At 70.4% G+C, this 26,145-nt stretch carries 23 protein-coding genes; 15 read left to right on the top strand and 8 right to left on the bottom strand.

Features of this window, described 5'->3' with window-relative positions; translation table 11 throughout:
• The first annotated feature begins 248 nt into the window (after nucleotides 1-248).
• Nucleotides 249-731: a cysteine dioxygenase family protein gene (locus A4R44_RS20660; protein ID WP_067583121.1), complete on the top strand. Its 483-nt coding sequence runs from the start codon at nucleotides 249-251 to the stop codon at nucleotides 729-731.
• A gap of 30 nt (nucleotides 732-761) precedes the next feature.
• Here A4R44_RS20660 and A4R44_RS20655 read toward each other — a convergent pair whose 3' ends face one another.
• The 3 genes from A4R44_RS20655 to A4R44_RS20645 are packed head-to-tail and all read right to left on the bottom strand — an operon-like array spanning nucleotide 762 to nucleotide 2,951.
• Nucleotides 762-1,748, bottom strand: a complete 987-nt coding sequence (locus A4R44_RS20655; protein ID WP_067583504.1) for an asparaginase — start codon at nucleotides 1,746-1,748, stop codon at nucleotides 762-764.
• A 10-nt stretch (nucleotides 1,749-1,758) separates the two neighbouring features.
• Nucleotides 1,759-2,580: a bifunctional 2-polyprenyl-6-hydroxyphenol methylase/3-demethylubiquinol 3-O-methyltransferase UbiG gene (locus A4R44_RS20650; RefSeq protein WP_067583118.1), complete on the bottom strand. Its 822-nt coding sequence runs from the start codon at nucleotides 2,578-2,580 to the stop codon at nucleotides 1,759-1,761.
• Nucleotides 2,577-2,951 carry a VOC family protein gene (locus A4R44_RS20645; protein WP_067583115.1) on the bottom strand — a complete coding sequence of 125 codons (375 nt, stop codon included), beginning with the start codon at nucleotides 2,949-2,951 and terminating at the stop codon, nucleotides 2,577-2,579. Before A4R44_RS20645 ends, A4R44_RS20650 begins: the two co-directional genes overlap by 4 nt.
• A 138-nt stretch (nucleotides 2,952-3,089) precedes the next feature.
• Between A4R44_RS20645 and A4R44_RS20640 the strand changes: the two genes are divergently transcribed.
• Entirely contained in the window at nucleotides 3,090-3,791 is a 702-nt protein-coding gene (locus A4R44_RS20640) for a response regulator transcription factor (protein ID WP_067583112.1), read from the top strand.
• Nucleotides 3,788-5,239, top strand: a complete 1,452-nt coding sequence (locus A4R44_RS20635; protein WP_095213489.1) for a cell wall metabolism sensor histidine kinase WalK — start codon at nucleotides 3,788-3,790, stop codon at nucleotides 5,237-5,239. The genes A4R44_RS20640 and A4R44_RS20635 overlap by 4 nt, the downstream gene beginning before the upstream one ends.
• On the opposite strand, the gene A4R44_RS20630 is transcribed toward A4R44_RS20635, so the two are convergent.
• Complete coding sequence (locus A4R44_RS20630) at nucleotides 5,211-5,885, bottom strand: pyridoxamine 5'-phosphate oxidase family protein (protein ID WP_067583108.1); 675 nt, start codon at nucleotides 5,883-5,885, stop codon at nucleotides 5,211-5,213. The genes A4R44_RS20635 and A4R44_RS20630 overlap by 29 nt on opposite strands.
• Nucleotides 5,886-5,974: 89 nt before the next feature.
• Here A4R44_RS20630 and A4R44_RS20625 point away from each other — a divergent pair, with 89 nt between their 5' ends.
• From A4R44_RS20625 to A4R44_RS20610, 4 genes are all read left to right on the top strand, one after another.
• Complete coding sequence (locus tag A4R44_RS20625) at nucleotides 5,975-7,345, top strand: PLP-dependent aminotransferase family protein (protein WP_067583105.1); 1,371 nt, start codon at nucleotides 5,975-5,977, stop codon at nucleotides 7,343-7,345.
• A 106-nt stretch (nucleotides 7,346-7,451) separates the two neighbouring features.
• Nucleotides 7,452-8,738, top strand: coding sequence for a serine hydrolase (locus A4R44_RS20620; RefSeq protein ID WP_232791695.1), 1,287 nt, complete (start codon nucleotides 7,452-7,454; stop codon nucleotides 8,736-8,738).
• 131 nt (nucleotides 8,739-8,869) lie between these two features.
• Nucleotides 8,870-9,967 (top strand): D-alanine--D-alanine ligase family protein, encoded by a 1,098-nt coding sequence (locus A4R44_RS20615; protein WP_067583103.1) that lies wholly within the window; start codon nucleotides 8,870-8,872, stop codon nucleotides 9,965-9,967.
• Nucleotides 9,968-10,084: 117 nt separating this feature from the next.
• The gene (locus tag A4R44_RS20610) at nucleotides 10,085-11,425 is read left to right on the top strand and encodes an MFS transporter (RefSeq protein WP_067583102.1); all 1,341 of its coding nucleotides are present in this window, start codon (nucleotides 10,085-10,087) and stop codon (nucleotides 11,423-11,425) included.
• Here the strand turns inward: A4R44_RS20610 and A4R44_RS20605 are convergent.
• On the bottom strand, nucleotides 11,406-11,945 hold the full coding sequence (locus tag A4R44_RS20605; protein ID WP_067583099.1) for a DUF3515 domain-containing protein: 540 nt from the start codon (nucleotides 11,943-11,945) through the stop codon (nucleotides 11,406-11,408). The genes A4R44_RS20610 and A4R44_RS20605 overlap by 20 nt on opposite strands.
• A 19-nt stretch (nucleotides 11,946-11,964) precedes the next feature.
• Nucleotides 11,965-12,198 (bottom strand): Lrp/AsnC ligand binding domain-containing protein, encoded by a 234-nt coding sequence (locus A4R44_RS20600; protein ID WP_009074118.1) that lies wholly within the window; start codon nucleotides 12,196-12,198, stop codon nucleotides 11,965-11,967.
• Between the two features lie 137 nt (nucleotides 12,199-12,335).
• Here A4R44_RS20600 and A4R44_RS20595 point away from each other — a divergent pair, with 137 nt between their 5' ends.
• The 5 genes from A4R44_RS20595 (at nucleotide 12,336) to A4R44_RS20575 (ending at nucleotide 15,923) form a co-directional block, all read left to right on the top strand.
• Nucleotides 12,336-13,295: a thiamine-phosphate kinase gene (locus A4R44_RS20595; protein WP_067583096.1), complete on the top strand. Its 960-nt coding sequence runs from the start codon at nucleotides 12,336-12,338 to the stop codon at nucleotides 13,293-13,295.
• Nucleotides 13,296-13,315: 20 nt separating this feature from the next.
• Complete coding sequence (locus A4R44_RS20590; RefSeq protein WP_067583500.1) at nucleotides 13,316-13,804, top strand: GNAT family N-acetyltransferase; 489 nt, start codon at nucleotides 13,316-13,318, stop codon at nucleotides 13,802-13,804.
• Nucleotides 13,805-13,821: 17 nt separating this feature from the next.
• A complete protein-coding gene (locus tag A4R44_RS20585; protein ID WP_067583093.1) occupies nucleotides 13,822-14,352 on the top strand; it encodes a gamma carbonic anhydrase family protein in 531 nt (176 codons plus the stop codon).
• A gap of 31 nt (nucleotides 14,353-14,383) precedes the next feature.
• The gene (locus tag A4R44_RS20580; RefSeq protein WP_067583090.1) at nucleotides 14,384-15,061 is read left to right on the top strand and encodes a uracil-DNA glycosylase; all 678 of its coding nucleotides are present in this window, start codon (nucleotides 14,384-14,386) and stop codon (nucleotides 15,059-15,061) included.
• 73 nt (nucleotides 15,062-15,134) lie between these two features.
• Nucleotides 15,135-15,923, top strand: a complete 789-nt coding sequence (locus A4R44_RS20575) for an alpha/beta fold hydrolase (protein WP_067583087.1) — start codon at nucleotides 15,135-15,137, stop codon at nucleotides 15,921-15,923.
• A gap of 53 nt (nucleotides 15,924-15,976) precedes the next feature.
• Here A4R44_RS20575 and rpmB read toward each other — a convergent pair whose 3' ends face one another.
• A complete protein-coding gene (gene rpmB / locus A4R44_RS20570; protein ID WP_009074135.1) occupies nucleotides 15,977-16,168 on the bottom strand; it encodes a 50S ribosomal protein L28 in 192 nt (63 codons plus the stop codon).
• A gap of 134 nt (nucleotides 16,169-16,302) precedes the next feature.
• Here rpmB and A4R44_RS20565 point away from each other — a divergent pair, with 134 nt between their 5' ends.
• On the top strand, nucleotides 16,303-17,889 hold the full coding sequence (locus A4R44_RS20565) for a DAK2 domain-containing protein (RefSeq protein ID WP_067583084.1): 1,587 nt from the start codon (nucleotides 16,303-16,305) through the stop codon (nucleotides 17,887-17,889).
• Between the two features lie 2 nt (nucleotides 17,890-17,891).
• Nucleotides 17,892-20,045: an ATP-dependent DNA helicase RecG gene (recG, locus tag A4R44_RS20560; RefSeq protein WP_067583081.1), complete on the top strand. Its 2,154-nt coding sequence runs from the start codon at nucleotides 17,892-17,894 to the stop codon at nucleotides 20,043-20,045.
• 93 nt (nucleotides 20,046-20,138) lie between these two features.
• Here recG and A4R44_RS20555 read toward each other — a convergent pair whose 3' ends face one another.
• Nucleotides 20,139-25,268: an RHS repeat-associated core domain-containing protein gene (locus A4R44_RS20555; protein ID WP_067583078.1), complete on the bottom strand. Its 5,130-nt coding sequence runs from the start codon at nucleotides 25,266-25,268 to the stop codon at nucleotides 20,139-20,141.
• A 291-nt stretch (nucleotides 25,269-25,559) separates the two neighbouring features.
• Between A4R44_RS20555 and A4R44_RS20550 the strand changes: the two genes are divergently transcribed.
• The gene (locus tag A4R44_RS20550) at nucleotides 25,560-26,096 is read left to right on the top strand and encodes a GNAT family N-acetyltransferase (RefSeq protein ID WP_232791694.1); all 537 of its coding nucleotides are present in this window, start codon (nucleotides 25,560-25,562) and stop codon (nucleotides 26,094-26,096) included.
• The last annotated feature ends 49 nt before the right edge of the window (nucleotides 26,097-26,145 follow it).

Below are 26,145 nucleotides of genomic sequence, written 5' to 3'. Positions count from 1 at the left end.
CGCTCACGAGGCGGCGCGGCTGGCTCGTGCGTGTGAATCCGCGCTCACCAGGGCGGTCCAGGGGGTGAGACGGGTTGACCGGGCAGTCCGGGGCTGGTTCGCTGGGCGGCATGCTGACGTGCGAGATGACGATGCGGCCGGGGTCTGCTGACCTCCGCCCCGTCATGGGCATGTCGTGTCGCTGTTGTCGGTGAACCTAGCCCCGGCCCAGTTCGACACCCATCTTCTTCCCGTGAGGACTTCTTTTCATGTTCGCCGTTCCGGACAACACCCTGCTGCGTCCCGAGAACCCCGCCCTGCGCCACCCGGTCCGCGTCGCCGTCGACGTGGCCGCCGACCGGGAACGCTGGGGCAGCCTGCTGCGCTACGATCCCGACGAGCGGTTCTCCGCCCTCGTCGAACGCACTGCGGACCAGGAGATCTGGCTGCTCAGCTGGCTTCCCGGGCAGCACACCGACCTGCACGACCACGTCTTCTCGACCGGCGCGTTCACCGTCGTGTCCGGGCGGCTGACCGAAACCGTCGCGCGGCGCGCCCCGGGCGGGCGCGCGGTGACCGAGGTGCACGGGCTGTCCGCAGGGCAGTCGCGCGTGTTCGGGCCCGGCTACGTGCACGAGGTGCGCAACGACGGCCCGGATCCGGCGGTCAGCGTGCACGTCTACCGCCAGGGCGGCAGGCAGATGCGGTCGTACCAGGCGAATCCGGTGGACGGGCCGGCACCGCGGTCGTGAGTGTCATCGCGGTGAGAACCGGGATGACACTCACGAGTCAAGATCGCCGCGCAACCTGAACTGCCGCTCGATCTCCTCCCGGCCGACCCCCGCCGCGAGCAGAACCTGCAGCAGGATCCGCGATTTCCGCGGGCACAGCCATCCGGCCATCGTCGCGCCCATCCGGATCAAGCTCGATTCGGACCCGGGGAACCCGTAAGTGCCGCGGAAAGTCGGGCCCGCGCCGGTCCGGGACGCGACGACAACCGGCACCTCCGCGGCCGCGATCACCTCCGCCGTCCCGGTCGAGACGTGTCCGACGCCGTTGGCGGCCACCACCACGCCGCGCGCGCCGCCCTTGAGGACCAGCGACAGCAATTCGCCCGAATCCTCGAGGCCCGATTCCAGCAGCGGAACGAGATCGACGGTTTCGGCTCCCGGCAGCACCGGCAGCCGCGGCGGCGACGGGTGGAAGTAATGCACCGCGCCCTCGGCGAGCATGCCCAGCGGACCCGCCGGTCGCGACGAAAACGTTTCGACGTGGCTGGAATGCGTTTTCCGCACCCAGCGCGCCGCGTGCACGTCGTCGTTGAACGCCACCAGCGCGCCCCGGCCGCGGCTGCGCGGATCGGCGGCGACGGCGAGCGCGGCGAGGATGTTCGCCTGCCCGTCCGGACTGGGCAGGCTCGGGTTCCGCATCGCGCCGGTGATCACCACCGGCGCGTCGGACGGCCACGTGAGGTCGAACAGGTACGCCGTTTCCTCCAGCGTGTCCGTGCCCTGCACCACCACGAGACCGTCCGCGCCCGCCTCGATCTGCTCGATGCCCCACTGCCGGGTCCGCGCGAGCGTCGCGTAGTCCATCGACGAACTCGACAGCCCGGCGAGCGTCGCCGCGGTGATCTCCATGGGCAGCCGGGAACCCAGTTCTCCCAGCAGGTCCTCGGCGCTCAGCCGCGGCACCACGCCGTCTTCGATCGAACGCCCGGGAGCCATCGAGATGGTGCCGCCCAGCGCGGCGACGGCGATGCGAGTCATGCCCCGCACTCTATGCGGGGCGCTGTGCCTGGAGGGTGTAGCTCGCGGCGATCCGGCGCGGGTTGTCCCGCAGCCGCCATTCGCCGCCCCCGGCCTCTTCCATCTCGTGCGGCAACGCGTTCCACGCCGTGGTGTCGTGCTCGGTCAGCCCGGTCAGGATCAGGCCCTGGCCGAGCAGTGCGGTCACGATCTCGCCGAGCGAATGATTCCAGCTGTGCGACGTGGTGGCGCGCAGCGTTTCGGAGGTTTCGACATAGGTCGCCGGTTCGCTGAAGACGAGTGGCTCGTCGTGCTCGAAGTAGTCGTACTTCGGCCACGCGCGTTCGGATTCGTCGTCGAGCGTCCACAACATCGGATGGCCTTCGCGCAGGAACAGCCGTCCGCCGGGCCGCAGCAGCCGCGCGACCACCTCGGCCCACGGCGCGATCTTCGGCAGCCAGCAGAGCGCGCCGATCCCGGTGTACACCAGGTCGAACGTGTTCTCGCCGAAGACTTCCACCGCGTCGTAGACGTTCGCCTCGTGGTAGTCGATGTCCGCGCCGGTGGCGTCGGCGAGCTTCCGCGCCTCGGCGAGCGACGCCGGGGAAAGGTCCAGACCAGAGACCTTGGCCCCGAGCCGGTGCAGCGACAGCGTGTCCGTGCCGATGTGGCATTGCAGGTGCACGGCGCGCAGCCCGGAAACGTCGCCGAGGCGCGGCTGGTCGAAGCGCACGATCTGGCTCAGGTGCGACGGATCGGCCTTGAACTTGTCGAACTCGTAGTACGCCGAGCGCGCGTGGATCGGGGCCCGGTCGTCCCAGTTGGCGCGGTTGATCTCGAACGAATCGGTCACGCCTTCTCCGCCGCGCTGCGCAGGACGCAGAACTCGTTGCCTTCCGGATCCCGCAAGACCGCCCAGCCGCTGCCGTCCTCGCGGCGATGGTCGGAATGCAGCGTCGCGCCCAGCTTGAGCAACCGCTCCACCTCTTCGTCGCGGGTCCCGTCGTCCGGCTTCAGGCAGACGTGCAGCCGGTTCTTGATCGTCTTGGGCTCGGGGACGGCGATGAACAGGAGGGTGAGGCCGGAGTCGAGCGTGATGCCGATCTCCTCCTCGCCCGGTTTGTCGTCCTCGCCGACCGGGCGGCCGGTCACCTTGGTCCAGAACTGGGCCAGTTCCCACGGGTCGGCGCAGTCGACGGTGATGTTGTCCACAACGGAAGTCATCGGGCTCCTCGGGCCAGGGTCGCTGTCGGTCCGGAGTCTGCCCGGAATGCCCGATGCACGCGAGAGGTTTCCTGTCGAGTCGCTGTCAGCCGGGGGTTCGGCTCGCGCGCCCGCGCGGCCGTCGCGGAGGATGGCGGGGTGGAGAACCCGAACCCGGTGCGGCTGCTCGTCGTCGACGACGAGCCGCACATCGCCGACCTGGTCGCGACCGTCGCCCGTTACGAGGGCTGGCAGGCCGTGACGGCCGGCTGCGGCGCCGACGCTCTCGCGCGCGCCGCGGAGTTCGCTCCCGACATCGTCGTGCTCGACCTCATGCTGCCCGATTTCGACGGATTCACCGTGCTCGACAAGCTGCGCGAGAAGCACGACGCGGTGCCGGTGGTTTTCCTGACCGCCAAGGACGCGACCGCCGACCGCATCGCCGGCCTCACCCGCGGGGGTGACGATTACCTCGTCAAGCCGTTCTCCGTCGAGGAGTTGATGGCGCGGCTGCGTGCGGTGCTGCGGCGGACGTCGGAGAAGCCGGATACCCGCACAGTGCTGCTGCAGGTGGGTGATCTCACCCTGGACGAGGAGACGCACGAAGTCCGCCGCGGCGGCCGGCTCGCCGAGCTGACGCCCACCGAGTACGAGCTGCTGCGCTACCTCATGCGGCGCTCGCCCGCGGTGCTCACGAAGGCGCAGATCCTCGACCACGTGTGGGAGTACGACTTCGGCGGACGGTCCAATGTGGTCGAACTCGCGATCTCGCGGCTGCGGCGCAAGCTCGACACCGAGGCCGAACCGCTGATCCACACCGTGCGCGGCGTCGGGTATTCCGTGCGGCGGGCGGGCCGGTGAACCGGATCGGGCGCTGGGCTCGGCGGTGGTACCGGGCTTGGCGCGCTTCCCGGCTCGGCACGCGGCTGGCGTTCGGGCTGGGCGCGTTGTCGCTGGTGGTGTTCGCGATCGTCGGCGCGCTGACGGTCGAGCTGATGCACGACTACCTCAACCGGCGGCTCGACGAGCAGCTCAAGACCAGCCAGGTCGCACAGGTGCCGCACCTGCGCGAGTCGAAGGACAGTCCGGAAGTCGTCTACTCCTGGTACTCCGCGGTCTTCGCGGTGCGGGAGGGGCACGCCGTCCCGCAGCCGGGCAGCACGTTGCCGGACGACGTGCGGCCGTTGGCGCGGATCGCCGAAGAGGCGACCAGCGGCGACCTTTTCCGCACGATCGGTTTGCCCGGCCAGGGTTCTTATCGCGTGCGGGCGTGTCCGGTGGAGACTTCGCAGAACGGGACCGGCACCGTGTTGCTGAGTGCTGCTCCGCAGGCCGATCTCGACAACACCGTGCAGCAGCTGATGTTGATCGAAGTGATCGCATTCCTGATCGCGTTGGCGATTCTCGTCGTCGTGGGCCGGATGGTGCTGCGGCGCGGACTGCGACCGTTGTCGGACATGGCTGGCACCGCGCACGACATCGCTTCGCACGATCTCACGGCCACAGCGGACTTGCCGGTGCGCGCGTCCGGCACGGGCGGCGGCGCGGAGGTCGAGGAGCTGCGGACGGCGTTCAACTTGATGGTGAGCCACATCGAATCTTCGCTGGCCGCGCGCACCGAGGCGAATGATCGGCTGCGCCGGTTTGTCGCCGATGCTTCGCACGAGCTGCGGACACCGTTGACCTCGATCCGCGGCTACGCCGATCTTTTCCGCTACGCCGCTGCGAACGAACCCGAGGAACGCGAGGCACACCTGGAGAAGATCCGGGCCGAGACCGCGCGGATGAGCGTGCTGGTCGACGATTTGCTGCTGCTCGCGCGGCTGGACGCGCGTGATGTCGAACCGCCGGTGCGCCCGCGGCGGATGGACCTCACCGAGATCGCCGCGGCTGCCGCGGACGCGTTCCGGGCCGGTCGGCCAGGACATCCGCTGACGGTCTCGATTCCGGGGGAACCGGTGCTGCTGCACGCGGATCCGGCGCGGCTGCGGCAAGTACTGGACAACCTGCTCGCGAACGCCGCCGTGCACACCGCGGAGGGAACTCCGGTGGAGCTGGCGGTGACGGCGGCGGACGGGATGGCTGTCGCTGCCGTCACCGATGCCGGGCCGGGGATCTCCGCGGAGGATCAGCAGCGGATTTTCGACCGGTTCTATCGCGTCGACAACTCCCGGACCCGGGCCGCCGGCGGCACCGGATTGGGGTTGTCGGTGGTGCATTCGCTGGTGGCGGAGCACGGCGGGACGGTCTCGCTGGACAGCCGCCCCGGGCGGACGGTGTTCACCGTGCGGTTGCCGCTGCCTTCGTGACGCGTGTGGCGACGTGTTCGGGGACGGTCCAGCCCGGCGGCAGGTCGGCGGACGGCTCCGGTTCGCCGAACACCGTGTGCACCGGCAGCACCCCGGCCCAGGCGGCGTTCGCGGTGACGTCTTCGGGTTCGTCGTCCGGTCCTTCGGCGCGGAGTTTCACCGACGCTTCGGCGAGGTCGAGCGCGATGACCGACACCGCGGCGAATTCCTTCTTGTTCACCGCCCGGGCGTGCTCCCAGGAACCGGGGGAGAGGTGGTCGGTGAGCACGTGCAGGCCGCGCATCTTCTCGTCCGGGTCGGTCACCGGCCGCGCCTTGCCGAGGATCACCGCGCTGCGGTAGTTGACCGAGTGGTTGTTCACCGAGCGGCAGTAGACGATCCCGTCGAGCAGGGTGACCGTTACGCACACGTCGGTTCCCCCGGTCGCGGCTCGCAGACTGGCCGCGCCCGTGGAACCATGCAGGTACAGGGTGTCGCCGTCGCGGCCGTATCCGGTGGGCAGCACCAACGGGACGCCGTCGCGGACCACACCGAGGTGGCAGATCAGCGCCTCGTCGAGCACGGCGTGCAGTGCCGCGCGCTCGCTGGCGGCGCGGTGGCGTTTGCGGCCGAGCGTGGTGCGTTCGGTGGGCGAAAGGCTGCTCATGCGTTCAGTGTGCGGCGGGCAAGTGGCTACGTTGAATGTCCACTTCTTCTACACTTGAGAAGTCCACTTCGCTGTAACGGAGGTCCGCTGTGTCCTACGCCGACACCGCCCTGCCGGTCAGTCTCGACCGCGAAGCGGCCACCCCGCTGGCCGTGCAGCTGGCCGACGCGCTGCGCGAAGCCGCGGCCGGCGGACATCTCCGCGGCGGCGACCGGCTGCCGTCCACGCGCGCGCTGGCCGAACGGCTCGGTGTCTCGCGCACGGTCACTTCCGCTGCGTACGAGCAACTTCACGCGGAGGGCTGGATCGCTGGCCGGCACGGTTCCGGCACCTACGTGACCACTCCGCCGACCCGCGCCGCCGCGTCCGTCACGGCACCCGGTTCGCTGCTCGCCGAGGCCGAACAAGCCCCGTTGCTGGACCTCGCGCCGGGTACGCCGTGGGCGGACGGTCTCGACCGCGCGGCCTGGCGACGGGCATGGCGGGCCGCCGCCGATCCCGAGCCGCTCACGCGCGCGCACCGCGCCGGGTTGCCGGAATACCGCGCGACTGTGTCGGAACACCTGCTGCGCCACCGCGGTCTGGCCGCGGGCTCGGTGCTCGCGACCGGCGGCACGACCGCGGCTGCCGTGGAACTCGCCGCGGCCGTGCTGCGCCGAGGTGCGGTCGTCGCCTTCGAGGAACCGGGTTATCAGCGTGCGGTGCAAGCGTTCCGGCAGGCCGGGCTCACCGTCGTCGGCGTGCCGGTGGACGAGGAAGGCCTGCGTCCGGACGCGATTCCCGCCGGGGCGCGCGCGGTTTACTGCTCGCCCGCGCATCAGTACCCGATGGGCAGCCGGATGAGCGCGGCCCGGCGCGTGCAGCTCGTGGAACGCGCTCGCGCGGAAGGCATGCTGGTCATCGAGGACGACTACGACGGCGAGCTGCGCTTCGATGTCGCTCCGCTGCCGATGCTGGCCGCGCTCGCCCCCGACGTCGTCGTGCACCTCGGGACCACCAGCAAAATCCTCACCCCGACTCTCGGCGCGGGCTGGCTCGTCGCGCCCGCCGCGGTGGCCGATGCCATTCTGGCCTACCGGGATCTCACCGGCACCCGTCCGTCGCCGGCGGGGCAGCGGGTGCTGGTCGAACTCGCCCGGACCGGCGATCTGGGACGGCACCTGCGGAAGCTGCGCCGGGAAATGGCCGAACGCCGGACGGTGCTGGTGACCGCGCTGTCGAACGCCGGAATCCCGTTCGTCGGCGACGACGCCGGTGCGCATCTGGTGGTGCGGACGGGAAGCGCCGAGGCCGAGGCCGAGCTGATCGCCGCGGCGGAACGGCATTCGATCCGCCTCGACGGGCTGGCGCGGCATTTCGCCGGAACGCCGACGGTGCACGGCATCGCGCTGGGATACGCGGGCTGCTCACGGGAAGCGTTGACGGCCGCGGTGCCGACGCTGGTCGACCTCCTCCGCTGAGTACGCGGGTCAGCCCTGCCTCCGGTCCGCCGGTCAGCTTCATGGTGCTGGATCCGCTGCTCCGCGAGGTTTTTGCCGATCGGTTCGGCGGGCGGAGGAGCGCGGGATGACTCGGCGGATCCGGGCGGCGGCGACAGCGACCGCGCTGCTGGCGGTGTTCGCCGCGCCGGGCTCGGCGCAGCCACCGGACCGGCCATCAGACGCTGCGGTCGCGCACCTGCGCGAAGAACTGGCGAGCGGACCGTCCTCGTCCTACGCGGTGGTGTCCGCGAACGGCAAGGCGACGACCGGCGCGGTCGGCTCCGACGTGCCGCCGCAGTCGCCGTTTCTGCTTGGCTCGCTGAGCAAATCGTTCACCGCCATGGCAGTCATGCAGCTCGTCGACGCGGGCAAAGTCGGCCTGGACACCCCGATCACCGCGTACCCGCCGTGGTTCCGCACCGCCGGAACCCCCGATCCGATCACCGTGCGCCAGTTGCTGAACCAGACCAGCGGCCTGCCGACCGAAGCGGGCACCGTCGACCTCTACGAACCGGAAACCACGCTGGAGCAGCGCGTCCGCGCACTCGCCGACGTCGTCCCGGTCGCTCGCCCCGGCACAGCTTTCCACTACTGCACCAAGAACTACGCGACGCTGTGCCTGATGGTCGAGCAGGTTTCCGGCCAGAGCTACGCCGCCTACCGCAAAGCCCAAGTCCTCGCCCCGCTCGGCATGAACCGCACCTTCACTAACTTCGCCGATACCCGTCGCGCGGGCCTGATCGAGGGTCCGTCGGTGCTGTTCGGCCTGAACGTGCCGATGGAAACGCCGGATTCCCCCGGCGCGCTGCCCGAGGGCTACCTGGTCTCGACCGCCGAGGACCTCAGCCACTACCTGGCCTTCCAGATGACCGGTGCCTACCACGGCGCCCGTCCGCTGTCCGCCGAAAGCCTGCGTCTGCTGCACGGCGCGGCAGTCCCGACCGGCGACGACCACTACGGATCCGGCTGGGGGACCGGCACTCTCCACGGCCAGCCGGTCGTCCAGCACGACGGCGATCTGACCCGCTACCACGCCAACCTGCCGGATCAGCGGGTCGGCCTGGTGGTGCTGACCTCGCGCAACCCGGTCCTGCTGGACAGCGGCGCGCCGTTCCGCCACACCCTCGCGGGCGCACCGGCCCCGGAAACCGGCAACGGCTTCCTGCTGACCTGCGGCGTCGCCCTCCTGGTCCTCGCCGCGATGGTCTTGGCGACCCGCCGACAGATCCGTCGCGCACGAAAGCTGCCGGAGCTCTTGCGGGACAAGGGCTTCGGCCGGGTCGCGGTGCGCCCGCTGGCTGCCGGTGGACGTGGCGTTCCAGACGCTGCCGGACTTTCACCGTTTTCGTCCTGGCCGGAATGGCCTTCCTGACGGTGCGCGGGGCGACGTGGTTCGCGCTGGCCTCCGCGCGAACTCGCCGACCAGCGGCTCGACCCTCGCGACCAGCGCAGACACCCCCGGCGCGCGCTGTCGGCGATGCTCACCCGGTACCGTGACCGGCTATGAGCGCTGAAAAGATCCGGGTCGCGGTCGTGTTCGGTGGCCGCAGCAGCGAGCACACCATCTCGTGCCTGTCCGCGGGCAGTGTGATCTCGAACCTGGATCCGGATCGCTTCGAGGTGCTCCCGGTCGGCGTCACGCCCAGTGGCGGCTGGGTGCTCGGCACCGGCGACCCGGAGCAGCTCAGCATCCAGGGCCGCGAGCTGCCGTCGGTCGAGTCCGGCCGCGCGCTCGTGCTCGCCGGCGACCCGACCAGCCGCGAGCTGCGCACGGTCGACCCCGGCCAGGCCACCGAGGTGCTCGGCACCGTCGACGTCGTCTTCCCGGTGCTGCACGGCGCCTTCGGCGAGGACGGCACCATCCAGGGCCTGCTCGAACTCGCCGACATCCCCTACGTCGGCCCCGGCGTGCTCGCCAGCGCGGCGGCGATGGACAAGGAATACGCGAAGAAGCTGCTCGCCGCGGAGGGGCTGCCGGTGGGCACCTACGCCGCGCTGCGCCGCGGACAGTCCACTTTGGCCGGACAAGACCGGGAACGTCTTGGCCTGCCGGTGTTCGTGAAGCCCTCGCGCGCCGGTTCGTCGGTCGGGATCTCCCGGGTCTCCGGCTGGGCGGAGCTGGACGCGGCGATCGAGCTGGCCCGGCGTACCGACCCGAAGGTGCTCGTCGAGGCCGCGGTGCGCGGGCGCGAGGTCGAATGCGGCGTGCTGGAATTCCCGGACGGCCGCGTCGAGGCGTCGCTCCCGGCGGAGATCCGGGTGCTCGCCGAGGGCGAGGACGCCTGGTACGACTTCGAAACCAAGTACCTCGGCGAGGACGCCGAGCTGGACATCCCGGCCAAACTGGACGACGCGCTCACCGACCGGCTGCGCGCGATGGCCGTCGAGGCGTTCCGCGCGCTCGACTGCCAGGGCCTCGCCCGCGTCGACTTCTTCGTGACCGAGGACGGCGACCTGGTGATCAACGAGGTCAACACGATGCCCGGCTTCACCACGAAGTCCGCCTACCCGAAGATGTGGGAGGTCACCGGGGTGGACTACCCGACGCTCCTGTCGACGCTGATCGACACCGCGCTCGCCCGGGGCACCGGCCTGCGCTGACGAGCGGACCCGGGAACTCCTCGCCGGCGAAGCGCCGCAGGCCGGACAGACGAGGCGGGACGACCTTACGATGGCCCTCGAACAGACGGCACGTCCCCACCGTAAGGAAAACAGCGCGTGCAGATCGCATCCCGCCTCGACCGGCTCCCGGTCACCCGGAGGCACCGGTACTTCGTGGCAGTGGTCGGCATCGCGACCTTCTTCGACCTCTACGACCTGTTCCTCGCCGCGACCATCAGCACCGTCCTCACCAAGGAGTTCGGCGTCACCCCGACGACGCTGAAGTACGTCCTGGCGTCGGCGTTCGTCGGCGCGTTCGTGGGCGCGGTGTTCCTCGGCAGGCTGGCCGACCGGCTCGGCCGACGGCGCGCGTTCCTGCTCACCCTGGGCCTGTACTCGGTGTTCACACTGCTCGGCGCGTTCAGCACCGATGTGTGGATGCTGGTGATCTGCCGGTTCATCGCCGGGATCGGCATCGGCGCGGAGCTGCCGGTCGCGGACGCCTATCTCGCTGACCTGCTGCCCGCCCGAGCGCGCGGTCGCGCGACAGCCTGGGCTTACACGATCGGTTTCTGCGGCGTCCCCGCCGCCGGATTCCTCGCCCGCGCGCTCGTCGGCCACGCGCCGCTCGGCATCGACGGCTGGCGCTGGCTGTTCGTGATCGGCGCGCTGGGTGCGGCGGTGGTGTGGGCGCTGCGGTTCACGCTGCCGGAATCGCCGCGTTGGCTTGCGGCACAAGGAAGAACCGGCGAAGCGGACGAGATCGTGCGCAAACTCGAAGAGAGTGCGCCGCAGCCATTGCCCGAATCGGAGCCGGAACCGCCCGCGCCCGAACCGGTGCGTGCGTCGGCGTTGCTGCGTCCGCCGTGGTTCCGTCGCACGGCGATGCTGTACGTCTTCCAGCTGCTGCAGTCGTTCGGCTACTACGGTTTCGGCTCGCTGGTGCCGATTGTGCTGGCCGCCAAGGGTTTCGGCCTCGTCAGCTCGCTGACGTTCAGCGCGCTCACCTTCCTCGGCTATCCGATCGGCTCCGCGCTGTCCATCCCGATCATCGAACGGCTGGAACGCAAATGGCTGATCGTCGCGAGCGCGGCGGCGATGGCGGTGTTCGGGCTGGCCTTCGGCTACGCGACTTCCGGCGTGCTGATCGCGGTGTTCGGCTTCTGCTACACCGCCGTGAGCAACGTCTTCTCCAACGCCTTCCACACCTACCAGGGCGAGCTGTTCCCGACGTCGCTGCGCGGCACCGCCGCCGGTTCGGCCTACGCGCTGTCCCGGCTGGCGACGGCCGCGATGCCGTTCATCCTGCTGCCGGTCCTGCAATCGGCGGGCGCGACGACGATGTTCGCCGTGGTCGCGGGCGCGATGGTGCTGCTGATGATCGACGTGGCCGTGCTCGGCCCGCGCACCACCGGCGAATCGCTGGAAACGATCGCGGCTAGAACTGCAAAGGCTTGACCGGCAGCTTCGCCGCGATCGCGTCCGAAACGGCCTGAAGCGGACCGGTTCCCGTGTTCGCCGGAACGGTCAGCGCCAGGTAGACCGGCCGGTCGACGGCGTACCAGGTGGCCGAACCGCCCTGCTCGATCTGCAGCCACTGCACCTTGTCGACCACGCGCAGCTGCGCGGTCGGGGTGAGCTCGGGCGGGCGTTCGAGGCCGCAGCGCAGCACGACCGGATCCGGTTCGCCCCACGCGACGGTGGCCTTCGGCGCGGGCTCGGCGAGCGTGCGCGGCGACAGTTCCTTGCCGTTCGACGTGAGCGTGGCCGGGACCCCGGCGATCACCTTCGCGCAGTCCGCCGACCCGGCCCGCGGCGCGGGAACGGACACGAGCGCGAGCGGCTGGTTCGGATCGGGCTGTCCGGAGGAGCTCTTCGTCAGCGCGACGACCGCGACCGCGACCGCCAGCGCGGCCACGAGCAACGACGCGGTGACGAGGACGACCTTCGGCGGAGCCCCGGTGTCGGTGTCTGCCACCGCCTCAGTGGACCACGGCTCAGAGATGCACGACCGGGCAGGTCAGCGTGCGCGTGATCCCTTCCACGTTCTGCACGCGGGCGACGACGAGCTGGCCGAGCTGGTCCACTGTGTCCGCGGCGGCGCGCACGATCACGTCGTACGGGCCGGTGACGTCCTCGGAGCTGGTCACGCCCGGGACCCCGGCGATCTCCGCAGCCACCGCGGCCGCCTTGCCGACCTCGGTCTGGATGAGGATGTATGCGTGGACCACGGCGTGCCCTTTCGTCGGTGGCGATCGAGTCGAGGTAGGAACGGTGTAGGCAACGTAGCGCCAGCCCTGGGAAAAACCTAGGGGATCCGATAGTCGGTGGCCGATCCGACACAGGCAAGGGAAACGGGAGGTGACCGGTGTCACCGGACGAGCACTCGGTGGCCGCGACAGGCGAGTTCGGCCTGATCCAGCGGGTCACCGAAGGACGCGCGCAGCCGCCGTCGACACTGCTGGGCCCGGGCGACGACGCGGCGGTTCTCGCCGCGCCGGACGGCCGCGTGGTCGTGACGACCGACGTGCTGGTCCACGGTGTGCACTTCCGGCTCGACTGGTCGAGCCCGGAGCAGGCCGGGCGCAAGGCGGTCGCGGTGAATCTGTCCGACATCGCGGCGATGGGAGCGAAACCGACCTCGGTGGTCGCCGGGCTCGCGTGCCCGGCGGATACCCCGGCGCGGGTCGTGACCGAGATCATGGACGGGATGTGGGCTGAGGCGCGTGCGGTAGGCATCGGGGTGTCCGGCGGCGACCTCGTGAGCGCGGACCAGCTCGTGATCAGCGTCACCGCATTGGGCGACCTCGAAGACCGCGAACCGGTGACCCGTTCCGGCGCGCGCCCCGGCGACGTGCTCGCGGTGTGCGGGCGGCTCGGCTGGGCCGCGGCCGGGCTCGCGGTGCTGCGCCGCGGATTCCGGTCGCCGGTCGGGGTGGTGAACGCGCAGCGCTGTCCGGAACCGCCGTACGCGGCCGGTCCGCAGGCCGCGCTCGCCGGCGCGACCGCGATGATGGACGTCTCGGACGGGCTGCTGGCCGACCTCGCGCACCTGGCCGCGGCTTCCGAGGTCGGGCTCGACGTGCAGACCGCGTTGCTTGAGGTGTCGACGCGGCTGAAGGAGGTCGGCAGCGCGCTCGGCGCGGACCCGGTGCAGTGGGTGCTGACCGGCGGCGAGGACCACGCGCTGGTCGCGACGTTCCCGCCGTTCGACGACCTTCCCGAGGGCTGGCGCAAGATCGGCGTGGTCACCATGCCCGGCTCCGGGGTCACCGTGGACGGCGAGGCGTACGACCAGCAGGGCGGTTGGGAGCACTGGCAGCAGTGATTCTTCATCAGGCTGACGGCGTGGACATCCGCGTCGTCGCCTTCGACCATCCCGACGCCGCCAAACTGATGGCCGAGGTTCAGCTGGAGTACGTGCGCCGCTACGGCACCGAGGACGAGACCCCGATGGACCCCGCGGAGTTCGCGCCGCCGCGGGGCCTGTTCCTGGTCGGGTACCTGGACCGCGTGCCGGTGGCGTCCGGCGCGTGGCGCGCGCACGACGGTCCCGAGCCGACGTTCCGGCCCGGCGACGTCGAGCTGAAACGGATGTACGTGATCGAATCCGCGCGAGGCCGCGGGTTCGCCCGCGCGATGCTCGCCGAACTGGAACGCACCGCGGTCGCCGCCGGACGCCGCCGCGTCGTGCTGGAGACGGGCACCGAGCAGCCGGAAGCCATCGCCCTCTACCGTTCGTCGGGCTACGCCGAGATACCGGCTTTCGGCTATTACGGCGATATGCCCGAAAGCCGGTATTACGGCAAGGCTCTCGTCCACGACCGACGACACTGAACGATTCGGAGGCGGCATTGGCCATCTACGCGCTCGGCGACCTGGTCCCGGCCATCCACCCGGACGCCTACGTCCATCCCGACGCCACCGTGATCGGCGACGTCCGGATCGGAGCGCGCGCCTCGGTCTGGCCGCAGACGGTGCTGCGCGGCGACCACGGGTACATCGAGATCGGCGAACGCTCGAACGTGCAGGACGGTTGCGTCGTCCACTGCACCGCGCGGCATCCGACGATCGTGGGCCCGTCCTCGGCGGTCGGGCACGCGGTGCACATCGAGGGCGCGAAGATCGGCACCGGCTGCCTGATCGCGTCGGGTTCGGTGGTGCTGAACGGAAGCGTGATCGAGGACGGCGGCATGGTCGGCGCGGGCGCGGTGCTGTCCTACGAATCGACGGTCGGCACCGGCGAGATCGCATTGGGAGTTCCGGCGAAAACGCGGCCGAACAAGTCGTTCTCCGAAGACCAGATCGCCGCGGTCGTGGATTCCTACGTCCGGCGCGGAGCCCGGTTCCGGGCCGAGTTGCGCAGGCTGGACCCGCCACAGTGACCTCGGGCACGTGGCGCTAGGCTCGCGGGCCGTGACTGGACGACCGCTGGACGAAATCGTCGAAGCCGGCTGGGCGAAAGCCCTTGAACCAGTGGCGCCGCAGGTCGCCGCGATGGGGGAGTTCCTCCGCGCCGAGATCGCCGCGGGCCGCACCTATCTCCCCGCGGGCGAGCACGTGCTGCGCGCGTTCAAGCAGCCGTTCGACGCCGTCCGCGTGCTGATCGTGGGCCAGGACCCGTACCCGACCCCGGGGCACGCGGTCGGCCTGAGCTTCTCGGTGGCCCCGGACGTCCGGCCGATCCCGAAAAGCCTGATCAACATCTACCAGGAGTACTGCGAGGACCTGGGGCACCCGGCCCCGTCCAACGGAGACCTGACCCCGTGGGCGGAGCAGGGCGTGCTCCTGCTGAACCGGTCGCTCACCGTGCAGCCGCACAAGTCGAACTCGCATCAGGGCAAGGGCTGGGAGCAGGTCACCGAGCAGGCGATCAAGGCGCTCGCCGCGCGCGGCGGACCGCTGGTGGCGATCCTGTGGGGCCGCAACGCGCGGAACCTGCGGCCGATGCTCGGCGAGGTGCCGTGCCTCGAATCGGCGCACCCGAGCCCGCTGTCGGCGCGCAACGGCTTCTTCGGGTCGCGTCCGTTCAGCCGGGCGAACCAGCTGCTGGTCCAGCAGGGCGCGGAACCGCTCGACTGGAAACTTCCCTGACGCGGCGTGTCCAGTTCCGGCGATCGGCGCCGACCACCAGGGTAGGCGACGACTGAAACCCTGGAGGGAAGCGATGACCGCCACCGTCAAGTCCGCCGACGGCACCCCGATCGCCTTCGACACCTACGGCTCGGGTTCTCCGGTGCTGCTGGTCGGCGGCGCGGTGAACGACCGCACGACCGTCGCCGGGCTCGCCGCGGTGCTGGCCGACGCCGGTTTCACCGCGATCGCCTACGACCGGAGAGGCCGCGGCGACAGCGGCGACGCGCCGGTCTACGCGGTCGAGCGCGAGATCGACGACCTGGAAGTGCTGATCGAGGCCGTCGGCGGCTCGGCCGCGGTGTTCGGGCACTCGTCCGGCGCGATCCTGGCCCTGGAAGCGGCGGCGCGCGGGCTGACGATCACGAAGGCGGCGGTGTACGAGCCGCCGTTCATCGGCGACGACCGGCCGCGTCCGGCGGAAGACCTGGTGGACCGGGTCAGCACCTGCCTCGCCGACGGCGACCGGGACAGGGCGGTCGAGTTGTTCCTGGTCGAGGGCACTGGGACCCCGGCGGAGATCGTGGACTCGATGAAGTCCGCGCCGGTGTGGGGCTGGTTCGTCGGACTGGCGCACACGCTGCCGTACGACCTGACTGTCTGCGGCCGCGGCAACTACCTGCCGACGGACCGGCTGGCGGCGATCACCGTCCCGGTGCTGTCGCTGTCCGGCGGTGCGGGGGAGGCGTGGATGACGTCGTCGGCCAAGGCTGTCGCGGCCGCGGTCGCGCACGGGCGGCACGAGGAGGTCCCGGGGCAGGATCACGGGGTGCTGAACGCGCCGGAGTCCCTGCGGGACGTGCTGGCGAACTTCCTGCGGTGACGAAAAAGGGGCGGGTGCTTCAAGCACTCGCCCCTTTCCGAAAGCTGCTGAACTCAGCCTCGCACGACCTTGCCGGCCTTGATGCACGAAGTGCAGGCGTTCAGGCGCTTGCGCTGGGACACGCCGACCTTCGCGTGCACAACCTGGATGTTCGGGTTCCACCGGCGGTTGGTACGCCGGTGGGAGTGCGAGACCGACTTGCCGAAGCCGGGTCCCTTGCCACAGACGTCGCACACGGCAGCCACGTCGAACTCCTCTGGATATGGGACAAAGAATGCGCGCCCGAACGTGCCGGGCAACTCCACCATAGTAACGAGTGGTCTGGGTGGCCTTGCCGCGGGGTCGTTACCCTCGCGGGGACCGGCTAGGAGGTTACGGGGTGCGGGTGCTGGACGCGGCGGCGGTGTCGGGCTGGGCGGCGGCCTCTGTGCGCAGCTTGGACAGGCTGCGCACGGCCATCGACGGCATCAACGTCTATCCGGTCGCGGACTCCGACACCGGCTCCAACCTGCTGTACACGATGACCGGCGCGCACGAGGCGCTCGCCGATGCGGAACCGGCCGACGCGGCTGAGGCGCTGGCGGTACTGGCGCGCGGGGCGGTGGCGCACGCGCGGGGCAATTCGGGCGTGATCCTGTCCCAGGTCGTGCGGGGGATGGCCGGCTGGGCGGCCACCGGCGGGGACCTGGACGGACCTGGTCTCGCCGCTGCGCTGGGGCAGGCGGACCAGGCCGCCACGGGCGCGGTCAGCAGGCCGGTCGCCGGGACGATGCTGACTGTCCTGCACGCCGTGGCCGCCGCCGTTCGAGGCACGACGCGGACGTTGCCCGAGGTTGCGCGCGAGGTCGTCACCGTGGCCGCGAAAGCGCTGGAGGAGACGCCCAAGCAGTTGCCCGCGCTGGCCAAGGCGGGAGTCGTCGACGCCGGGGGCCGCGGGCTGGTCGCGGTGCTCGACGCGCTGGCGGGGGTGATCACCGGTGAACCCGAGGACCCCGGGCACGACCTGAAGGCGGTCGCTTCGCTGCCGGAGCAGGTCCCCTACGCGTGGGAGGTCATGTACTTGCTGGACGAGATCGACGAGGCCCGGCTGCCCGCGTTGCGGAAGGAACTGAGCGGGTTCGGCGACAGTGTGACGGTGGCGGGCGACGGTTCGGGCAGCCACGCGGTGCACGTCCACTGCGCGGACATCGGCGCGGCCATCGAAGCCGGGCTGCAACTGGGCAGGCCGCGCAAGATCCGGGTCGAACCGCTGATCACCCCGACGCCGATCGAATGGGACACATCGATCGACCGGTCCGTGGTCGCGGTGGTGCGCGGCGGCGGCCTGGCCGAACTGCTGCGGGCCGAGGGCGTCGCCGTGCTGGCGGTGCCCGAGGGCGAGACGCCCAGTGTCGAGGACATGATCGGGTTGTTCAACGAGGCGGCCGGACAGCACCTGAGCGTGCTGCCGGGCGGGCCGGACCTGACTGCGGCCGCCGACGCCGCCGCCGGGCATCCGATGGCGGGCGAGCGCGACGTCGTGGTGATCCCGTGCGCGTCGCCGGTGCAGGTGCTGGCCGCGCTCGCGGTGCACGACAGCGAGCGCCGGGTCAACGACGACGTGGTCGCGATGGCCGAGGCGGCGGCCGCGACCAGGCGTGGCGAGCTGCGGATCGCGGACGAGGAGTCGCTAACCTGGGTGGGCCGGGCCCAGTCCGGCGACGTGATCGGCCTGGTCGACGACGAGGTGGTGCTGATCGAGCCCGCCCCGGCGTCGGCGACGAATCTCGTCGCGGCCGCGGTCAGCGTGCTCAACCGGATGCTGGCGCTCGGCGGCGAGCTGGTCACCGTCCTGAGCGGGGCGGACGCTCCGCCGAGGGTGGCCGCCGAACTCGCCGAACAACTGCGGCTGGAGCACCCCGAGGTGGAGTTGACGAGTTACGCCGGCGGTCAAAGCGACGCTGTGCTGCTGATGGGGGTCGAATAATCATGGCCGGGCTTCGCGACAAGCTCCCGCTGCTGCTGGGCGCGAAAACGGCGAAGGCGCTGTCGAGTGCGCTCGACATCGAGACGGTTTCCGACCTGCTGCGCCACTATCCGCGTCGTTATGCCGAACGCGGCGAGCTGACCGACATCGCGGGGCTGGAGCTCGGGGAGCACGCGACCGTGCTGGCGCGGATCGAGAAGATCAGCAAGCGCCGGATGAAATCCCGCAACGGCACCATCCTCGACATGGTGATCACCGACGGCAAGCGGCGGCTCGCGTGCGCGTTCTTCAACCAGGCGTGGCGCGAGAAGGAGCTGGCCCCCGGCAAGACCGGGCTGTTCGCGGGCAAGGTCACCGCGTTCCGGGACACGCTGCAGCTGGCCAACCCGGAGTACGAACTGCTCGACGCCGAACGCGAGGCCGAGGCGGTCGACAATTTCCTCGCCGAGATCATCCCGGTTTACCCGGCGGCGCAGGGCATGCCGACCTGGTCGATCGCCAAATGCGTGCGGCAGGTGCTGGACGTGCTGGAGGTCGGCGACGACCCGATGCCCGGGGAACTGCGCCAACGGCACGGGCTGCCCGGCCTTGAGCGCGCGCTGCGCGGCATCCACCGCCCGGAGGACTGGGCGCATCTGGAGACCTCGCGGCACCGGCTCAAGTGGGACGAAGCGATGGCCGTGCAGCTGATTTTCGCGCAGCGGCGGCATTCCGCGGTGTCGCGTCCGGCGAAGGCGAGCCCGCACGTCGACGGCGGCCTGCTGGACGCGTTCGACAAGCGGCTGCCGTTCGACCTCACCGCGGGCCAGCGCGCGATCGGCGACGAGATCGCGGCCGATCTGTCGACCGAGCATCCGATGAACCGGCTGCTGCAGGGCGAGGTCGGTTCCGGCAAGACGGTGGTCGCGCTGCGGGCGATGCTCCAGGTCGTCGATTCCGGACGGCAGGCGGCGATGCTCGCGCCCACCGAGGTCCTGGCCGCGCAGCACGCGCGCTCGCTGCGCGAAATGCTCGGCGACCTCGGGATGGCGGGCGAACTGGGCGCGGCCGAGAATTCCACCCGGATCACGCTGCTCACCGGGTCGATGGGCGCGAAGGAACGCAAGAAAGCGTTGCTGGAGACGGTAAGCGGCGAGGCAGGCATCATCGTCGGCACGCACGCGCTGATCCAGGACACTGTGCAGTTCGCCGATCTCGGGCTCGTGGTCGTGGACGAGCAGCACCGGTTCGGCGTCGAGCAACGGGACGCGTTGCGCTCGCGCGGGGCCGATTCGACGAGCCCGCACGTGCTGGTCATGACGGCGACGCCGATCCCGCGCACGGTCGCCATGACCGTCTACGGCGACCTGGAAATCTCGGCACTGCGCGAAATGCCGGTCGGCCGCTCGCCGATCAAGACGACGGTCGTGCCGGTCGCGGAGAAACCGGCGTGGTTCGACCGGGTGTGGCAGCGGGTCAGCGAGGAAGTCGGCAAGGGACACCAGGCCTACGTCGTGTGCCCGCGCATCGGCGACGAACCGCCGTCGGACAAGAGCGACAAGCGGCCGCCGCTCGCGGTGCTGGACGTCGCGCCGGATCTCGCCAACGGCGCGTTGAAGGGCTTGAAGGTCGCCGCCCTGCACGGCCGGATGCCGACGGACGAAAAGGACGCCGTCATGCAGGCGTTCGGCGCGGGGAAGGTCGATGTCCTGGTCGCGACGACCGTGGTCGAGGTCGGCGTGAACGTCCCCAACGCGACGGCGATGGTCATCCTCGACGCCGATCGCTTCGGCGTGAGCCAGCTGCACCAGCTGCGCGGCCGGGTCGGGCGGGGGAGCGTGCCCGGATTGTGCTTGCTGGTAACGGAAACCTTGGACGGTACGGCCACGCGCGAACGGCTCGCGGCGGTCGAGTCCACAACGGACGGTTTCGAACTGTCCCGGTTGGACCTGGAACTGCGCCGGGAAGGCGACATTCTGGGTGCGGCCCAGTCAGGCAAGCGGTCTGGGCTGAAGCTGCTGTCGTTGCTGCGGGACGAGGACGTGATCACTGAGGCGCGAGCACAGGCGCAGGAGATCGTGACGGGCGATCCGGAGCTGGCTTCGCTGCCGGGGCTGGCGCAGATGGTCGCCGATGTGGTCGATCTGGAGCGGGCGGAGTACCTGGAGAAGAGCTGATCTGCCTTCGTTCGGCTGAGTGTGTCGAGGCGTGGCCCGGGGTTTCCCGGGCCACGCCTTTTTAGCTGAGTCGCTGCGGGTTTTCGCGGGGCGTCAGGCGTCGTAGATGTCGTCGTCGGAGTCGTAGCCGTGGTTCCTGCGGCTGCTGCTGCCGCCGCCGTAACTACCTCCGTATCCGCCGCTGCCGTACCCGCCGCCATGGCTGCTGCTGCCGCCGCCGCTGTATCCGCCATGGCTGCTACTGCTGTATCCGCCGCCGCTGTACCCGCCGCTGTATCCGCCGCCGCCGTAGCTGCCGCTGTATCCGCCGTGGCTGGAACTGCCGCCGCTGTACCCACCGCTGTACCCGCCGTAGCTGGCGCTGGAGCCTCCCCTGTAGCTGCTGGAGCCGCCTCCGTACCCGCCGCCGTGGCTGCTGGAACCGCCGCCGCTGTATCCGCCGTGGCCGCCGGAGGACGTGCTCGGCTTAGGCCGCACCAGGTCCCAGTCGGCATCCGGGTTGCCGACGTAGCCGGGTTGGTTCTGGTCCCAGTAAACCCGGTTGCCGCGCCGCGGGGTCGGAGCGTCGTAACCGGGTTCCTTGGACCCGCTCGCAGCGGAGTCTTTCGCCGGTTCGAGGTGCTTGAAGATCCTCACGTCGGAGTTGTGCGCGAAGTTCTGGCCGGGCGTCTGGTGGATGCCCGTCTGGTTGAAGTGGGTGCCGGCCGACGGGTTGTGGCCCATCACGACATTGCTGTGGCCGCGGACGATACCGGTGGGATTGCCCTGGTAGTCGTGGGTCCGGTAGCGCCGGTTCGGGTCCATGTACCACTTGGTGTCGTCCCCGCGCTTGCGGAACTTCGGCGGCGGCGACACCGCGTTGCGCTCGAACAGCGGCCGCATCTTGGAGTGCTTGTGCGAGAGGTTCTTGTAGCCGTAGTGCTCGCGCCTGCGCGCGCCGGCCGCGACCGTCGGCGGTCCCTCCTGGTACACCCGCCCGCCGGGTGACCGCATCCGCCGCTCGCCGTTCGGGCCGGGGCTCGGGTCGCGGGAGAGGCCCCGGCCGCGCTGAGAGCCGCCCGAGCCCTGTCCGCTGCCGGAGCCCCCGCCGAGTTTGCGGCAGGGCCGCCCGGTGAGGCCGAGCGGGTCGACCGAGACGTGCGGGTTGCTGACGTAGGCGTGCGGGTCCAGTCCGCCGCCGAGCCCGAGCGGGTCCGGGCTGAGGTACCGGGCGAGCACCGGGTCGTAGTACCGGTGGAAGTTGTAGTGCAGCCCGGTTTCCTCGTCGAAATACTGGCCCTGGAACCGCAGCGGGGTCCCGGAGCCGCCAGACTCGGCGAGCACGACGCCGAACAGGCTGCTGCGGGCCTGCCAGGCGATCTCGCCGCGGTCGTCCAGCAGTTCGGTCGGCGTGCCGGACGGTTCGGCCACGATGGCGAAGAACTGTTCGTCGATGCGCTTCTGGTCCGCGGAACCGCTGCGCCGGCGCTGCAGCAGCGGCACGAAGGTTCCCGGTTCGTAGTCCCACACCGCGGTTTCGGCGGCGCCCGGGCCGGACCTGGTCGCCTCGGCCAGCGTTTCGCCGTCCCACGCGAAGTCGACGCGTTCGAGCGGAGTCGTCCCGTCGGAGGCGAAGTGCTCCTTGCGGATGCGGCGGCCCAGCGGATCGTAGGTGTAGCGCCAGGTCGTGGCGTCCGGGACCTCGACCGCGACCAGCCGGTTCAGCGGGCCCCAGGTGTAGGTCCAGGTCCGTCCGTCCTCGTGCCGCCGGGTGCGCATCCGGCCGGACTGGTCGTAGGTGTAGCGGACGCCGCCCGCCTCGGTGATCACCGAGGCGGGGCCGGTCCGCCTGCCGCGCCGGTCCTCTTCCTCGGGCGCGGGCCAGTCGGCGTCGACGAGCCGTCCGGTCGGGTCGTAGGCGTACTGCTCGTTCCAGTCCCGGGCGCGCACCGAGGTCACCCGGCCCCGGACGTCCATCGCGAGCCAGCGCGACCCGGCCGTCCCGTCGTCGATCCGGTCGGGCAGGCCGTCGGGCCGGTAGTGGTACTGACGGTCCTGGCCGAATTCGCCGGTCGCGGACCGCACCGCCTGCCGGGCGAGCCGTCCGGCCGGGGTCCAGGAGCGGACGATCGCCGCGTCCTGGCCGAACGTGCGGAGGGTTTCGCGGCCCGCCCGGTCGTACTCGAACCGGGTGGTGCGGCCCGCGGCGCGCACCGCGGCCGGGACTCCGGCTTCGCTGTATTCCCAGACGCTTTCCGCTCCGGACGGCGTCTGCCGCCGGACCTGGTTGCCCGCGGAGTCGAATTCGGAGCGGACGGTGCGCCCGTTGACCGTTTCCTCGACGATCCGGCTCGCCGCGTCCCGGGTGTACTCGACGCGGGTCGTCCCGTCGTCGAGGGCGACGAGTTCGCCGAGGACGTCGTACTCGAAGCGGGTGCGCAGAGTCCCGGACGGTCCTTCGACGATCTCCTCGACGATGTTGCCGCGCACGTCGCGGCGCAGGGTGACGACGTCGCCCTCCTGGTTGCGGATTTCGGTCAGCTCGCCGGCGGCGTTGTAGCCGTAGGACGAACTGGCGCCGCCGAAATCGGTCTCGCGGGAGAGGTTGCCCGCCAGGTCGTACTCGTAGCGCCAGACCTGGCCTTGTTCGTTGGTCACCGCGGTGAGCCGGAGTTCGGTGTCGTAGGAGTATTCGAGCCGGGTGCCGTCCGGCCGGATCTCGGCCGCTACCAGGTCGAAGTGGGTCACCTCCTGCTGGGTGATCGCCGAGGAGGCGTCGGCGTGCAGGCGGTTGTTGCCTTCTCCGTCGTAGAGCCATTCCTCCGTCGATCCGTCCGGAAGGCGGTGCCAGGCGAGCGCGCCGTCGACGGTGTAGCCGAACTCCTCGGCCGCGCCGTTCGGATCGACGATCGCGGTGACCCTGCCGAAGCAGTCGTAGGTGTAGGCGGTCGTCGCGCCGCTGGGGTCGGTGACGGTGATCGGGTTTCCGGCGTCGTCGGACACTACGGTCAGGGTCGAGCCGTTCGGACCGGTGACCGACGCGACGTGCCCCCACTCGTCGTAGGTGTAGCTGGTGGTCCCGCCGCCCGGTTCGACTACGCGGGTCACGTTGCCGCGTTCGTCGTATTCCCACCGGGTTTCGACACCCGGCGCCTCGACCATGCGGACGGCCTGGCCGAAGTCGTTGCGCTCGATGGTCAATCCCGTGCCGTCCGCCCGCTGGAGGGCGACCAGGTTGTTCCTGTCGTCGTAGCGGTAGATCCGCCGCCTGCCCAGTTCGTCGGTTTCGCCGACCAGGCGGTCCAGCGCGTCCCATTCGTAGGCGCGTGCCGCGCCCGTCGGGTCGACCTCGCGCACGACCCGGCCGGTTTCGTTCAGGTGGTAGGCATTGTGCCGGCCCAGCGAGTCGACGACGTGGGTGATCCGGGCGGCCAGGTCGTATTCCATGGTGACGGTGAGGCAGTCGCCGGAGCCTTCGGTGCGCACGACCCGGCCCTCGCGGTCGTAGTGGAAGCGGTACCACTCGCCGTTGCGGTCCGTCCATCCGACGATCCGCCCCATGCTGTCGTAGGCGTAGCGGAACGGGAGGCCGGATTCGTTCGTGATCTCGGTGAGATTGCCGTCGGTGTAGCCGTAGCGGACCAGCGGCACTTCGGCCCCGTCCTTGGTGACGGTGGACAGCCCGGTCACGAGCCCGCCCTCGGTGGCGATCTGGATCAGGTGGCCTCCGCTGTGCCGCATCGCGGTCGGCGTGCCGCGCTGGTCGCGCTGGAAGAAGATGTGCTCCTTGCCCCGGCCGCTGATCGAACGGATCGGCCGGACCGGGCTGGTGCCTCGTTCGAAGGTCAGCACCCGCTCGCCCTCGCGGTCCTCGAGGACGAATCCGCCGCCGGGCTCCTCGGCGAGATACCGCGCGGGCCCGTGCTCGGCGGCGACCCACTGGTCGCCGCGGGGCCGGGGGAACACCTGGACGATCCCGTCCGCGCCGGCGAACCACACCTGGTCCTCGTACACCTCGATCCGCTCGTCCAAAGTGGACACCCAGGCGGGGCCGAGCCAGCCGCCCGCGCGGAATGACGAGAAGTGCGTGCGCTCGAAAACCATCGGCAACGCGCTGAGGAAGGTCGCGTCGGTCTCGGCCATGACCATCTGGCCGCTCGCGACGTCGATCGGGTCGCCGGTGGTGCAGATGTTGTCGAGGGAGCGCGAGTTCTCGCCCTGTTTGTCGAGCGAGCGCGAGTCGCCCCCGTTTCCCCTGGCCCCTCCCGCGGAGGAACTGCCGGCGGCCGACGTGTGACCGCCCGATCCTCCGCTGCCGCCGTGCTCGCCGCCGCTCTCGTGGTTGCCGCTCGGCTGGGTGGTGCCGTGGTGCCCGCTGTCTCCCCCGGCGCTGGAGGCGTGCGTGCCTTCGTCCTCGCCGGGGTGGGACCTCGTGCCGTTCCCGGACTTGACGTTGATGTCCTGGGGAGTGTGCGTCGGCGCTCCCTTGCCGCCCTTGAGCCCCTTCAACGCCTTGCCGGCGTCTTCGAACAGCACGCCCGCCTTTTTCAGCAGCGGGACCAGCGCCTTGAGCGCCTTGACCAGCTTCGAGGTGACCTTCGCGATGGTCGACGCGGTCTTGGCGACGGCGGTGACGACCTGCGGCACCACCCAGGCCATCCCGATCCCGGCGGTGAACAGCACCTGCAACGCCCAGGAGATCAGGTGCCCCACCAGGTCCGCGATCGTGTCCCGCACCAGCGACCGGACCGCCGCGACGATCTCGCCCGCCGTCTTGACGCCGCTGGCCGCGCCCGCACTGCCCTTCTGCGCGCTGGCGATCAGCGCGGAGGTGTCCTCGGCCTTTTTGCGGTAGGTGTCGGCCGCTTCGCCGTTCCAGTCCTGCAGATCCTTCTTGACCAGCTCGGTCAGTTCGGCCGAAACGCCTTCGAGTTCCTTGGCGACATTCGTCCAGGTCTCCGCCTGGGACGCGATTTCGTCCGCCTTGCCGGTAAGCGCGTCGAGCGCCTCCTTGAGCGGCCCGACGTGCTCCATCAGCCACCCGACCCCCGCGGCGAAGATCGCGCCGAAGGGATCCATCACCGCGGTGAGCACGTCGAGCGCGGTCCCCACCGCCCCGATCGCGACGGCCGCCCAGTTCTTGCTCTCGATCGCGGTCTTGAGGCCGGTCGCGTCCTCCAGCAAAGGAATCCCGGACATCGCGGTCGTGGAGTCCTTCACCGGCGCGATCAACGGGTTGGTCATCGATTGTCCCATTTCCTGGTGCGCACGGGCATGACGAACGAGCGGAGCCTGATCCGCCAATCCGACGAGGCTATCGGCTGGAGGACCGAGGAGCCTTCCGGGCGGGGCGGCGATGCCTGAACTCCCGGAACCCTTGCCCGAACACACTCGCCGGTCGCTTTTCGGCCCCTTTGCCCAGCTCCGCGGTCTGACTGTCCTTTGTGGTCACTCGGTAAACCGCATGCGGGCAGGCGGGCTTCTGTGCTGAACTGCCCGCAGCCGATCGTCGCCTGCCGAGTCGCTGGAGGAATGGTGCCCGACCTCGTGATCCGCCCCGCGACCCCGGAAGACGCAGCAGGCATCGCAGCCGTCCACGTCGGTTCCTGGCAAGCGGCCTACGCGGGGTTGCTGCCGGACGAGTTCCTGTCCGGCCTGTCGGTCGAGACGCGGGAACAATCCTGGGCATCGAGCCTGGCGGACACTTCGCGCCCCCACACCGTCCTGGTGGCAGGCGCCGGCGAGAAGATCACCGGTTTCGCAGTCTTCGGCCCCAGCCGAGACGACGACGCCGCCCCGAACACGGGCGAACTGTCGTCGATCTACCTCCTTCCGTCCGAATGGAGCCGGGGAATGGGCCGAGCGCTGCACGAAGAGTGCGTGCGCGGTCTGTCGACCCAGTTCGGCGCGGCGACGCTGTGGGTGCTGTCGACGAACACGCGAGCCCGGAAGTTCTATGAACGAGCTGGCTGGGTTGCGGACGGAAAGACCAAGGTAGAGACGATCTCCGACGGGACGGTGACCTTGGAAGAGGTCCGGTACCGGTTGCTGTTGGGTAGGCTTCTTCCTTAAGCTTCGCCGCTCGCCGCTCGCCGCTCGCCGCTCGCCGCTCGCCGCTCGC

Source organism: Amycolatopsis sp. M39 (genome assembly GCF_001651785.1).
Classification (GTDB): Bacteria; Actinomycetota; Actinomycetes; order Mycobacteriales; family Pseudonocardiaceae; genus Amycolatopsis; species Amycolatopsis rubida.
The sequence above is the reverse complement of the archived record's forward strand: the minus strand, read 5'-3'. Positions and strand labels throughout refer to the sequence as shown.

Bases quoted from the DNA above. Each gene is read 5' to 3' on its own strand.
- A4R44_RS20660 (WP_067583121.1), top strand. From the start codon at position 249: ATGTTCGCCGTTCCGGACAACACCCTGCTGCGTCCCGAGAACCCCGCC.
- A4R44_RS20655 (WP_067583504.1), bottom strand. From the start codon at position 1,748: ATGACTCGCATCGCCGTCGCCGCGCTGGGCGGCACCATCTCGATGGCT.
- A4R44_RS20645 (WP_067583115.1), bottom strand. From the start codon at position 2,951: ATGACTTCCGTTGTGGACAACATCACCGTCGACTGCGCCGACCCGTGG.
- A4R44_RS20630 (WP_067583108.1), bottom strand. From the start codon at position 5,885: ATGAGCAGCCTTTCGCCCACCGAACGCACCACGCTCGGCCGCAAACGC.
- A4R44_RS20620 (WP_232791695.1), top strand. From the start codon at position 7,452: ATGACTCGGCGGATCCGGGCGGCGGCGACAGCGACCGCGCTGCTGGCG.
- A4R44_RS20615 (WP_067583103.1), top strand. From the start codon at position 8,870: ATGAGCGCTGAAAAGATCCGGGTCGCGGTCGTGTTCGGTGGCCGCAGC.
- A4R44_RS20575 (WP_067583087.1), top strand. From the start codon at position 15,135: ATGACCGCCACCGTCAAGTCCGCCGACGGCACCCCGATCGCCTTCGAC.
- recG (WP_067583081.1), top strand. From the start codon at position 17,892: ATGGCCGGGCTTCGCGACAAGCTCCCGCTGCTGCTGGGCGCGAAAACG.
- A4R44_RS20555 (WP_067583078.1), bottom strand. From the start codon at position 25,268: ATGACCAACCCGTTGATCGCGCCGGTGAAGGACTCCACGACCGCGATG.